We start from the raw sequence: 13,023 nt of genomic DNA on the forward strand, positions 1-13,023 counted from the left end.
GTTCGACGGGCCAGTGTCACCCAGCATGGTGTCGGGCCGCGCGGATGAAGATCATCCTCGCGGCCCGACACCTGACTCGACCCGGGTCGGTGAACCGGATCTACGCGGTCACTGCCTAGATGCCGCCGATTCGTCCCGGCGTCCAGTTGTACGTCGGCGTCCGCACCGGCGCGGACGGAGAGTTCTTCGCCGGGGTCGTCTTCGGCTGGTAGCCACCGCTGCCGTTACCCCTGACGCCGCTGCTCGCCTTGACGACATTGCGCTGCGCATGCTCCGGAAAGACCGTCGCATGCCGTGAGGACTCACAGCCGACGAACCACTTGCAGGCGTTGAAGTTGGCGTTCTCCAGCAACAGCACGTCACCCATGAAGTCCAACCCGGTCCTGGGCTGCTTGATCACCTGATCCACGGCCTCGCCCAGGATCCGGCGATGGACGCTGACGGCGTAGTCGGCGAACAACATCCCCTGGGTCTCCATCTGATACGCCAGCCTCCGGTAGCTCTCGTCCTGGCCGGGACGGCGGGCGTTCTGCTGGAACTTCTGGTTCTGCCAACTGAGCTTCGTGTGCTGCACCTTGGCCGCGGAGAGCTTCTTAGCCGGGCCTGCGGTGGATTTGAGCAACTTGCCGGTCTGCATCACGGCCTTGCCGCCGGGAATCAGGCCGGCCACTCCGATGGCGGCGTCGGTCCAGTCCCCATTCTTCGCACTCTTGCCCGCATCATAGGCACCGGCCAGCGCGGATCCCGCCGTGAGGACCGGCGCGAGCACCTGTAGCGGCGGAATGACCGCACAGGCCATTGCTGCCACCCCCAGCCCGAGTGAGATGTTCCCGGCATTGTCGGACAGGAATTTGCCGGTCGACACGGCGGCGTTCGCCGCCTTCTTCACGACACTGCGGAGAAACTCGCCGTCCGGATCGGTGAAACTCACCGGGTTGTTGTTGCTGTAGGCATAGCCGTGCATCTGCTGCGGGTCCGCGTAGTCGATCACGGGGTCGACGCTGATGAACCGGCCGATGAAGGGATCGTATTCTCGGGCACCTATGTGGGTCAGGCCGGTGGGATCCTTGGTGCCGCCGACGAATCCCTTGTCCATGGCTGCCGGCCAGATGCCGACCGCGTTGCCCCGGTTGTCGCCATAGGGCAGGGTGCGACGCTTGGCGATCGCCAGGGTGGCGGCGTTGATGGTCAGTTCGGCCGTGCCGTGATGGTCACCGAGAATCCAGTACAGTCCCTCGCCGGTCCGCATCGCGACGACTGCTTCCGCATGGGTGTAGTAGCGGGTGGCGGTCTTGGCGGCGGTGGCGTTGGTGTAGCGGACCTCCAAGCCGCCGGGCAGGTAGAGGGTCTTGCCGGTGGCGTCGGTACGGGTCAGCCGGTTGCCCTCGGTGTCGTAGCGGAAGCTGGTGGTGGTGCCGCCCTCGGTGACGCTCTCCAGGTCACCCTCCCGGTTCCACACCAGACTCTGGGTGGCGCCGCTGGCCGTGGGCCGGGCGACGGTGTTGCCGGCGTTGTCGTGGCCGTAGTTACGACTCCACGACACGCCTCCGGTCGCGGTGACGTTGGTGACGGTGTGCGGGCGGGCCGCACCCGCCGGCGGGTGGGTGTAATTGAAGGTGGTGTTCGTCGCCGCGTGCCGGGTCTCGGTCAGCCGGTTGCCGGTGACGTCGAAGGTCCAAGAGTGCCAGTAGGGCGCCGGTCCACCGAGCCCCGCCACGGTGGGACTCTGGGCACAGTCACCGGAGCCCGGGGTCCAGGCCCCGGTCAGTCGCCGCAGGTGGTCGTACGTGTAGCACTGGGTGTCCGCGGTCTGCCCCTGCGGCTGCTCCTTGATCTTGGTGACATTTCCGGCCGCGTCGTACTCGTAGGACCAGTTCGCCGCTTCCGGCTTGAGCTCCGGCACCACATTGGTGGCCTTCAGCCGGCGGGTCGGCTCGTCGAAATCGGAGGTGACCGCCACCCGCGAGCCGAAGGCGCCCAACTCCCGCCCGGTGAGCTGACCCAGCTTGTTGTAGGTCACCGCCCCGACGTAGATCTGTGCCGCCGACAGCAGCGAGCCGTCCTCGCTGAGGTCGTTGTAGCCGAAGGTCAACCGTTCCGACGGCAGGTCGGCTGCGGCCGGCAGGTCTACCTGGTGCGTCTGTCCGTTGACCCGGTAGCTGGTGGTCGTGGTGTAGACGCAGGGATCCGGTCCCGCCGCGGCACACAGTTGAGGCTCCGACGCGGGCACCACCAGGGAGGTGGAGGTGGTCCGCCCGAACGCGTCGTAGGAGTCGGTCCGGCTGGTCCACGCCTGACCACCGGTGTAGCGGGTGGTGGAGGTCAGCTTGCCCTTCCCGTTGGGCAGGGTGTCGAAAACCCAGTCGGCCCGTATCGCGCCGGTGGCGCTGTCGTCCCGCACGCTGGTCTTGCGGCCCAACTCGTCATAGGTGTAAGCGACGGTCGTGGTTCCGGTGCCCAACGGCGCCGTCACCGTGAGTACGTTGCCCTCGGCGTCGTAGGTCGAAGTGGTCGTGCCCTTGTCCGGGTCGACCGCCTGAATCTCCCGACCGCGCAGGTCGTAGCTGTACGACCAGGTGTTGCCGGCCGGGTCCTTGATCGTCTTCTGCTGCCCGAGCAGGGTGTAGGTGTACTGCGTCTCGTCGTACGTGGCGGGATCGGTCGAACCGACGTCGGACCGGTTCGCGTACTGCCGCAGTCGGGTGGTCTGTCCCTTGACGTCGGTGATGACGGTGCTGACGATGCCGCCCTGCGGGGCGGTGACGTGCATCCGGTCACCGTCGTGGCTGGTGCTGGTCCGCCACTTCTCCACCCCGAGGGCCTTGAAGATCTCGGCGGTACGTCGGCCGGCCCCGTCGTACACGTTCTGCGTGATCGACGGGATCTGGCCCTGCGGCGTGCCGAGGGTCGTCGAGGGTGCCGCGTTCGTGGTGTCGTAGTACGGCTCGGAGGTCCACTCCACCTCGCCCCGGGCGTTGTGGAACGTCTCCGTCAGCAACCGCCCGCCGCCGGTGGCCTGGGTCTGGCTCTGCCGCTCACGCAGGAAGCCGTCGTACAGGGTGACCGACTTCTTGTACGTCGAACCGGTCACCAGCAGGCTCTCGGTGGAGACGGCGGTCGGACCACCGCTGTTGCGCATCTGATAGCTGATCTTCGTACTGGCGCTCTGGTTGGCCTTGTTCCGACCGGGCAGCCACACGTTCGTCAGCCGGCCCAGACCGTCGTAGGTCAGGTCGGTGAACGCCCCGTTCTCGTCGGTCACCCGGGTGGCCAGGTTCCAGGCCGGTTCCCGGGCGGTGGTCTTCGTGTGGCCGAGCGGATTGGTCTCCACCGTCTGGGTGAGCAGGCCACCGTTGGCCGTCGTGTAGTCGGTCGTGCTGCTGTAGCCCCTGGCGTCGGTCGTGGAGGTGACCCGGCCGTTGGCGTCGTAGCTCATCGACTGGGTGCGGACATATACCGGGTTGGCGCCGTCGAACCGGTCCAGTTCCTCGGTGCGCACCACATTGCCCTTGGTGGGGGCCGCGCCGAAGGACGAGTCGCCGGTGTAGCTGTCGTAGAAGGAACGATCCCGCTTCAGGACCGTGGCCGGCGTCGCCGTGCTCGGCGCGTCCGCGCACCTGATCGACAGCACCTCCGTCTGACTGACCCGGTCGATCATCCAGCTGCCCTCGTTACGGGCGTACCGGGTACGGGTGCAGGTCTCGTCCCCGGTGACGTTCTCGTCACCGGCGTCCTCCACCGCCGTCGGCAGACCGTCCGAGTTGTACGTGGTGGCGGTCTTCGTGATGCGGAACCCGCCGGCCGCGAGGGCGGTACGGGTCCGGGTCGAGGCGTTGTTCACCATCCAGGCGTTGGTGGTCACGCCGTTGCGCGTCCGGGTCGCGGTCGGGCCACGGCGCCACGGCTCGTTCAGGGTGGAGGAAACCTCGGCACCGTTGACGCCGCTGCTGCTGACCCCGTTGTAGGTGATCTCCTGGCGGAGGAAGCCCTGGAGCGCCTCGTGGTCGGTGATCGTTCCGCCCCAGGTGTCCGACACCTGCACGGAGCGGGTGCCGCTGGGCTGCTTGTCGCCGTGCATGCCGCGTAGGTAGCGGTATTCGACCGCGGTCTGTACCCCGTTGGTCGGGTCGCCCTGGCGGACCCGTACCCGGCCGTAGCCGCGCCAGTCGCCCCAGGTGCGGTGTTTGTCCTTGGTCAGCTCGTCGGTGTTGTACGCCCAGGCAGGGTTGTCGAGGTAGTCGTAGAAGGTGGTCTGGTTCGGCTGGTCGGTGACCAGGTCGTCCTGGTCGATGCGGGTCACGACGTACTTGTGGAACCAGTCCAGGGTCGGGTCCCCGCTGCCGGGCCAGGAGAAGTAGGCGGGCATACACCGTTTGGTGTTCGAGTGCGGCGTCGGCAGGCTGGTGCGGGTGCAGTCGTGGCCTGAGTAGGTGATCAGGATGTCGCCGCCGGTCTCGGTGCGGATCTGCTTGATCCGCCACCGGTTCAACTCGGTGCGCTGGTCCGAGGGCCCGTCGACCCGGTTGGCCAACGGCTCGGCTCCCGGGTTGAAGGTGATCTCCGGGTCGGAGACGGCGACACCACCGGCAGTGGTGACGTGCCCGGTACGGGTGATCCCCCGCAGCCACATCGGCGTACCCTCACCGGTGCCGGCGTTGATGAACTCGTGCCGCAACGCCCAGGACTCCACATCCCGGTACGACGAGGTGCCGTTGCGCAGCTGCGCGGTGACCTTGGTCAGCCGACGCGCCGACCAGAACGTCGGCGAGTTCTGCTCCACGCACGGGGACTCATCGCAGTACTGGTCCCACGGCGTGTCCGGCCAGGAATTCGGCCTCGGATCCGACGTCCACTCCGCGCCCGTCCAGCAGTTCGACAGACACCGCGGGCCGGTCTCGAACGTCACCCGCAACGGCGCGGCCGCGCTGTACTCGGCGCCCTTGCGCATGCCGTACTCGATGCGGTCCAGGTAACCGCCCCGGTCATAGGTGGTCCGCTGGGTCGGAGTGTTGTTCCGCCCGTACGCGCCGGTCTCCTTCTTGTAGAAGTAGGCCAGCGAGTTGTTGTTCGGATCGACCACGTAGTCGAGGTTCCACCGCCATCCCTGGTCGCAGCGGGCGTTCGCGAACGTGGAGTCGTAGCACGGCTCACCGGAGTTGTTGCCGTACACCGGAGTCGTCCACGTCGAGTTCGTCACCGGATCCCCCGACGACCAGCCCGGCAGCCGGTGGTAGCCGAAGTAGTACTGCACCCCGTCGGTGGTGGTCACCTTCCAGTACTCGTTGTCGTCGTCACCGTTATTGCGCGCCGAATCGGTGACCCGTTCGATCCTGGTGCCGTCGTCGTTCTTCAACCGCCACACCGAACCACTCCGGACCAGCTCACCCGCCCGACCGTTCAACGACAACGTCGCGTTGTCGCTGAACCAGCACAGGTCGCCGGTCTTGTGACCCGGATTGTCGTCCCCGCAGGAGGCGTACCGCCGCTCGATGAAACCCGGCCAGGACGACCAGCCGTCGCCGACCCAACCACCCTGGTTGTTCGTCATCGAGGTCATCCCGTCGACACTGCCCGACGAGTACGCCAGGCTCACCGACGGTGACGGCCCACCCAACGACGGTGGCATCCGCAGTTCGTAGGACCAGGAGAAGTCACCGGTCTGGGTCGACACCTCCCAGGCTCCGGCCGGCGACAGATCGGTCGCCTTGTAGTCACCGTTGTCACCGGCCGAGTCGGCCTGCACCGCGAGCAGCGTCATTGCCTCACCCGGCAGGCTTACTCGCGCCGACACCGTCGACGCGCGCGCGTCGTTCACCGACGGGATCGGCGTCGACGTCTGGCACTGCGCCACCTGCGGCGTGGTCACCGCGCACTCCGGCCGCTGCACCAGCCGCAACCGCGACGCCCAGTCACCACCGTAGGCGTGCGCGAACCCCGAGAAGTCCACCTCGACAGAGACCGGGCCGCTGCCTGTTCCCCCGTCCGCACGGCCCAGGCCCAGCAACACACCCTGCACGCCGGCTCGCGCCGTGGCCGCCCGGTCGAACACCCGCACCGACACCACGTCCGGCCCGGCCAGTCTCCGGGCGCCGAGGCCCTCCGACTCCACGGCGGACACCGTCACCGGCAGCTCACCGGCCCGACCCGCACCGGCCACCTTCGGCCGGGCCGTCGCCGTGCCGGCCGCCGGCCAGTTCACCGGGCGCGGCTGACGCACCGTCCGCGACTGCGCCGAGAAATCCGGCCGGGCGGCTTCCGGCCGGACGTCGGTCACCTTAAGCCCGGTGACCTCCTTCGGCTTCGGCGGTTCCCACTTCGGCGCGGCAACGGCAGCCGACGGCTGCTCGAACAACGTCACCGCCAGGACCAGCGCCATCGGGGCGGCCAGCCATCGTAAGCACCGATTGGTACGACCCATCGTTCTCGCCCGCTGTGGCGGGCCACCGACCTCAACGCTCATCGCAATGCTCCCCATGCATGTTCGACGGACAAACCGGAGGTGGAACGAGACGATCCGAAGATCAAAAGAGACCGGCTCGGGCAGCCTGACGTGACCGGTGTCGGACTGCCCGGAGCCGGTTGAGTTGCGGTTGCGTGGAACTACTGAGCGGCCTGCTGACAGATCTCCCAGGCCGACAGGGTGCGCTGGAACGCGTGCACGTCATCGATCTCGCCGCGCCAGTGGCTCGCGGCCGTACCCGACGACTGTCCACGGCCGATCGCGAACGATCCGGTCGCCGACCAGTCGCCGGTGAAGGACGTCTCGGCGGTCTCCCCACCGCAGCTGAGCAGATCACCCATCACATACGCGCGGATCTTGTCGGTGGCCGCGTCGTACACCCCGGCCAGGTGCACCCAGGTGCCGTCGGTCGGCGGCCCCCAGGCGAAGCCGTCCGCGCAGGCGGTCGTCGGGTTTCCGCCGTCGGTGGGACGCATGGCGAAGCACCAGCCGCCGGCGCCGCCGTTGGCGTCCTTGTCGTACATCAGCTGGAAGCGGCTGGCCGTCGTACCGTCCTGGCTCAGCACCACCTGGTGATCGTCGGCAGCGAGGTCGGACGCGCGGACCCAGGCCATCACCGTGAAACTCCTGGTGGTGTCGAGCACCGGCCCGGTGGTGGTGATCTGACCGCCCGTTCCGGTGAACGAGGCTGCGTTACCGAGATAGCCCGGCCCGAACGCCACCGAACCCGACAGCGTTCCCGGCAACAGCGCGCTGCCGCCCGAGCCCGAGTCCGCCGCCGTCGTGCCCGACGCCTCGTCGAACCTCCAGCGGGAGAACTTGTTCGGCGCCGGCGACACCCAGAACTGATGCAGATACGTCGGGCTGATGTTGCCGGCGATGTCCTTGGCCACCACGTTCAGCGTGTGGACCATGTCCGTGGCCGGGGTGTGGGTGACCGACATCGTCTTCGGATCCGTGCCTGATGCCGCGACCGTGGTCGTCGAGCCGTTGTCCACCCACCAGGTGAAGTCCGCCGTGTCCGGGCTGCCGTCGGCCGCGAAGATGCCCGGGGTGCCCACCTCGGCGCCCCATTCCCGCAGCGGGTACTGCGTCGAGGACACCGGGGCCAGCACTGGTGGTGCCGTGTCCACGGTCAGGGTCTGCCACCCCGACCAGTCGCCGGTCAGATTGTTCTCGTCGGAGGAGCGTGCCCGCCAGTGGTAGGTCTGCCCACTGGCCAGCCCGGACGGCACCCGCCACGTCGCGGTACCCGGTGCGGCGGTCGTCACCAGTGCCGAGGAGTTCCCGGCCACCAGCGTCGCCGACGCCGAGGCCGCGGTGCGGACCTCGAAGGCGGTCCGCAGGTTTCCGTTGTACGGGTCAGACACGTTCGCCCGCAGGGTCGGAGTCGTGGTACGCACCACCGCCGGCGAGGTGCACGCCTTGTAGCAGTCCGTCGTCGTGGAGAACGGCTGCGCGACCGGGGGGTTCGGCTTCTTGTCGTACGTCACGATCAGGTAGGTGTGACCGGTGAAGAACTTCTTCCACCGAGCCTGCGACGACTCGTGCTCGCCGGTGCGGGTGCACGCACACAAACCGACCGTGTAGGTCGTGGCATTCGCCGTCGCCCGCGCCTGCACGTCGGTCTTCACCTTGCTGTCATCGAACACCGCGTCCGCGTCCGGCTGAACGGACCCACAACCACCGGCCTCGTTCGCGTTACCCAACCAGGAGCCCAACCAGTACGACGACGGCAGCGGCCGGGTCGACCAGGCCATCCGGCCACCGCTGGACACCGTGATCCCATCCGTGTTGGTCCGGTACAGGTGCACCGCGGTCGGGTCGCAGGACCACGAGTGGTCGAGCTTCATGGTCACCTTCGCCGACAGGATCTGGGTCCCTCGCAACGTCGAGACGTTGAAGTCGAAAAACGACCGGTACAACACATCGTCGTACGGGTTGCGACCGACCCAGGCGCGGTTACCCACGTCCCAGGCCTTGTTCGCGTCGTTCGCGAACGCCCACTTCGACCGCAGGCCGTTGAACGGCGGATCCACGAACACCGGCCAGGTCACCTCTGGATCATCGAGCATGGATTCGTCCGCGATCACGACAAGCTCGTCCTCGTCCATGGTGATCGCCACGGTCGTACGCCTCGACGTGACTGCGGGTTCCGCACCGCTCGCCGGCTCGGCGGTGGTCCGGTCACCGCCTCGCATCGGCAGTACCTCGCCGGCAGCTGCCGGATCCACCGACGAGTCCCACATTGACGCCGAGTGCGTGACCGCCATGGTCTGCCCACTCGGGTCGGTCAGCCGCAACCCACCATCGGCCTGCGTCTCGACGCTGACATCCCCGCCCAGCACGTACCGCAGGTTGCGCACCTGAGGATTCGCCGCCGCCGCCGGAGACAGAATCTCCACCGCATGCGTGAACCCCTCCGACAAGGCGGTGACGTGCAGGTTGACCCCGGGCAGCACATCGTCGTACACCGCAGTTGCACCCACCAGCCGCGGCACCGGCAACGCCCCCAGCGGCCACGAAAGGATGAACGACGAGCCGCCCTCCCGCCATGTCACCAACGGCGCCGATCCACCGGCCGAGAACCGTACATCGGCCAGCGTCGCGGCCGGCACCACCGCACCGCCCGACACCGACAGGGTGGGGTCGATCGCCGTCCACGAACCGTCGGAGCGCCGGACCCGCTGCGGCACCGCCGACACCGTGAGCGTCCGCGTGCCAGTCGGATCGACAGCTACCTGCTCGGACTCGGTCCGCTCACTCAACACCTCCACCGACACACCGCACTGGGCGGCCAAGGCGGCGGCGGCAGTCTCGTTCGCCGCCTCCGCCACCGTGCAGTCTCGCTCCAATGTGGACTCTGCTAGCGCGGATGCGGGCCCACCGGCCACCACACCGAGCCCTGAACCAAGCAGTACGGCAACCAACGCGGTTGCCAGCCGACGCGGTCTCTGCGACCGAACTTGGGCAGGCTGAGACCATGATTGTTTGACCAATGTAGACACCCCCGTGACGATTGATCACCCACCCTTCCCTGCACGTTTCGATCTGTCAATATCATCCGGCCGTAGCTCTGCGGCATTTGTTCGACACTGCCAGAAAGATCATGTGTGCAATCCGTGATCAGCACGAGCACCGCCGGCCGGGGACGGCCGGGCGGTCGTCGGCGGTGGCAGCCGGCGGGGCGGGAGACTCCGCGGTCAGGCGGGCGGGGCGAGAGACTCCGCGGTCAGGCGGGCGGGCGCCACTGGGCGGCGATAGCGGCCGTGGTGCCGAGCAGCCGAGGGCTGATGGCGCCCAGGGCGGCGTCGCGGGCACGCAGGGCCAGCCGGCCCCGGGTCTGGAGAACCGCGGACATCCGGCGGGTCTGCCGAACCACGGCCGCCGTACGAGGACGCCGTGCCCGGTCGTACGCCACCACCGCATCCGGCAGGGTCGACTCGCGCAGCAACGCGGCGAGTGTCGCCGCGTCCTCGAAGGCCAGGCACGCGCCCTGGCCGAGATGCGGCGGCATGGCGTGGGCCGCGTCGCCGAGCAGCACCACTCCGCCGGGCCCGGACGGGAACCCGTACGCCTTCGGCAGCGGGCGCAGCTCGCGGATCTCCTGCTGCACCAGGTCCTCGGGTTCGGTGGCGGACAGCAACTCGTCGACGGGTCCGGGCCAGCCAGCGTACCAGCGGCGCAGCAGGGCCAGCTGGGTCTGCGGCGGTTCGGGTCGGGCCGCACCCGCGGCGGTCGCCATCCAGTAGATGCCGCCCCGGCTGGAGGCACCGGAGGAACCCCGCTCTCCCAGGGAGGCGGCCACGAACCGGTAGCCGGCGCCGAGGATCTCCCCGCCCACCGAATCGGGCAGGCTCGGCGCCCGGTACCAGGGGATCACCGCCCGCCAGGCGGCACAGCCGGAGCTGACCACGCCGGCTTCCGGGGCGAGTTGACGACGGATGAGGCTGTCGACTCCGTCCGCGGCCACCACCAGGTCGGCTTCGAAGGTGTGCCGGCCGTCGCCGACCGCGGGACGCTCACCCGGGGCCACCCGTACGGTCCGCACGGTCACCCCGGTACGCAGCTCGACCCGCTCGCCCAGGCCGGCGATCAGCGCGTCGTGCAGGTCCTCCCGGTGCACCACGACGGGAAGCCGCTCGACCGGGACCGGTCTCGGCTGCACCAGCCAGTGACCGTCCGGACGGCGTACCCCGCCGTCGGGCAACGGGGTGGCCACCGCGTCCAGGCCGGCGCCGAGGTCCAGGGCACGCAGGGCCCGGACCCCGTTCGGCCAGAGTACGACCGCGGTCGCCTCCGGGCGGATCCGGTCGGCCTGTTCCAGGAGGGTGACCTGCCAGCCGGACCGGGCTAGCGCACCGGATACCGCCAGGCCGCCCAGCCCGCCGCCGACCACCACCGCGGTCCGCATGGCCACCCCCTCGTTCAGCTGTCGCGTTCGGCGGGGCGGGCCGAGGCCCCCTCGCCGTCGACGGGCTCGTCGTCCGGCCGGTCCCCGGCAGCGCCCGCGTCGGGCTCTCCTGGGGCCGTACCGGTCGGGTCGGGTCCCTCCGGCGGCGCCTCGCCGGTCGCCTGCCAGTGCCGGAACTGCTCCTCGCTGACCGTCCGGTAGCCCTCCGGCGCGGCCGACTGCTCGGCGGCCTGCCGGGCGGACAGGTCCACCTGGGAGACGTCGGAGTCGGCCGTCGGGGCGGCGGCCGCGGCGCCGATCGGGATCAGGTACTGGCGCGGGCCACGGACCAGCAGGAAGTAGGCCAGGGCGCCGAGGAACACCAGCGCCGCGGTCCAGACGTTGAGGCGTACGCCGAAGATGGTGTTGGCCTCGTCGGTCCGCATCATCTCGATCCAGAACCGGCCGGCGGTGTAGCCCATCACGTACAGCGCGAAGGCCCTGCCCCGGCCGAGCCGCAGCTTACGGTCGAGGTAGAAGACCAGGGCGGCGACCCCGACGTTCCACAGCGCCTCATAGGCGAAGGTCGGGTGGTAGAGCCCCTCCTCCAGGATCGGCCGGCCGGCCTCGTCGCGCAGCGCCTGCCCACCCTCCATCCGGTGGATCTCCAGGCCCCAGGGCAGGTCCGTCCGGCTGCCGTACAACTCGTTGTTGAACCAGTTGCCGAGCCGACCGACCGCCTGGGCCAGGGGCAGACCGGGGGCCAGCGCGTCGGCCACCACCGCGAAGGGGATGCCCAACTGCCGGGCGGCGAACCAGGCCCCTACCGCGCCACCGGCGACCGCGCCCCAGATCCCCAGCCCACCCTCGTGGATGTAGAAGACCCTGATCGGGTCACCACCGGTGCCGAAGTACTGCGCCGGTGAGGTGATCACGTGGTAGATCCGGGCGCCGATGATGCCGGCGGGCACCGCCCACAGGGCGATGTCCAGCACCGCGCCGGGAGCTACCCCCCGCTGACGCAGTCGCCGGTCGGTGACCCAGCAGGCCACCACGATGCCGGCGAGAATGCAGAGGGCGTACGCCCGCAGGGGAATCGGCCCGAGATTCCACACGGCGGTACTCGGGCTGGGGATGGCGGCCAGGTAGGTCGGCGAGGCGAGACTCACGGGCGCACCCTACCGCTGCCCACCCCACCACCGTCACCCCGGCCACCCAACCTCCCACCCCCATCCCCCACTCAGCCCCCGCGATCTTGCACTTTCCGTCCCCGCATACCGCCCATTCCCGGCGAATCGGCGACCAAAAGTGCATGATCGACGCGGCTCAGGGGGCGGGGTGAGGGTGCGGGAGGGAGGGGGTGGGGTCAGGGGGTGGGGTGGCGGACGCCGGTGGCCAGGTCGGTGGCCAGGGTGGTGAGGGCGGTCAGGGCGGTGGGGGTGTCGGGGGCGTCCAGCAGGCAGCGGATCAGGGCGCTGCCGACGATCACCCCGTCGGCGTAGCCGGCGACCGTGGCGGCCTGGGCCCCGGTGCCGACGCCGAGCCCGACGCCGACCGGCAGATCGGTCACCGCGCGGACCCGGGAGACCAGCACGGGTGCCGCCTCGGAGGTCTGGCTACGGGCGCCGGTCACCCCCATCAGGGCGGTGGCGTAGATGAAGCCCCGGCAGTGGGCCGCCGTCATCGCCAGGCGCTCGTCCGTCGAGGAGGGCGCCACCAGGAAGGTACGGTCCAGCCCGTGGGCGTCCGAGGCGGCCAGCCACTCGTCCGCTTCGTCGGGAATCAGATCCGGGGTGATCAGCCCGGTACCACCGGCGGCGGCGAGATCCCGGGCGAAGGCGTCGACACCGTACTGCTCGATCGGGTTCCAGTAGGTCATCGTCACCACCGGCGCACCGGTGGCCGTGACCTCCTCGATGATCCGCAGGGCGTCCCGGGTGCGTACGCCCCCGGCCAGGGCGATGTCGCTGGCCCGCTGGATGACCGGACCGTCCATCACCGGATCGGAGTACGGGATCTCCAGCTCGATCACGTCGACCCCGGCGGCCACCATCGCCTTCATCGCCGCGATGCTGCCCTCGACCGTGGGGAAACCGGCCGGCATACAGCCGATCAACACCGCCCGTCCGTCCGCCCGTGCCTTGTCGAAAACCACCCCGATGCGGCTCAT

At 69.3% G+C, this 13,023-nt stretch carries 5 protein-coding genes; all 5 read right to left on the bottom strand.

The genetic code is table 11. The features are described 5' to 3' along the window. Window positions 1-115: 115 nt before the first annotated feature. Window positions 116-6,376 (bottom strand): RHS repeat-associated core domain-containing protein, encoded by a 6,261-nt coding sequence (locus tag ABZ795_RS08415; RefSeq protein ID WP_357529823.1) that lies wholly within the window; start codon window positions 6,374-6,376, stop codon window positions 116-118. A 224-nt stretch (window positions 6,377-6,600) separates the two neighbouring features. Continuing rightward, entirely contained in the window at window positions 6,601-9,297 is a 2,697-nt protein-coding gene (locus ABZ795_RS08420; protein WP_327024889.1) for a LamG domain-containing protein, read from the bottom strand. A 395-nt stretch (window positions 9,298-9,692) separates the two neighbouring features. Then, a complete protein-coding gene (locus tag ABZ795_RS08425; protein ID WP_327024888.1) occupies window positions 9,693-10,874 on the bottom strand; it encodes an NAD(P)/FAD-dependent oxidoreductase in 1,182 nt (393 codons plus the stop codon). A gap of 14 nt (window positions 10,875-10,888) precedes the next feature. Further along, entirely contained in the window at window positions 10,889-12,022 is a 1,134-nt protein-coding gene (lgt, locus tag ABZ795_RS08430) for a prolipoprotein diacylglyceryl transferase (protein ID WP_327024887.1), read from the bottom strand. A gap of 197 nt (window positions 12,023-12,219) precedes the next feature. Beyond that, a complete protein-coding gene (gene trpA / locus ABZ795_RS08435; protein ID WP_327024886.1) occupies window positions 12,220-13,023 on the bottom strand; it encodes a tryptophan synthase subunit alpha in 804 nt (267 codons plus the stop codon).

The organism is Micromonospora sp. NPDC047134, from assembly GCF_040643455.1.
Taxonomy (GTDB): Bacteria; Actinomycetota; Actinomycetes; order Mycobacteriales; family Micromonosporaceae; genus Micromonospora.

Excerpts from the sequence above, each read along its gene's own strand:
- ABZ795_RS08425 (WP_327024888.1), bottom strand. The coding sequence starts at position 10,874 with ATGCGGACCGCGGTGGTGGTCGGCGGCGGGCTGGGCGGCCTGGCGGTA.
- trpA (WP_327024886.1), bottom strand. The coding sequence starts at position 13,023 with ATGAGCCGCATCGGGGTGGTTTTCGACAAGGCACGGGCGGACGGACGG.
- ABZ795_RS08415 (WP_357529823.1), bottom strand. The coding sequence starts at position 6,376 with ATGGCGCTGGTCCTGGCGGTGACGTTGTTCGAGCAGCCGTCGGCTGCC.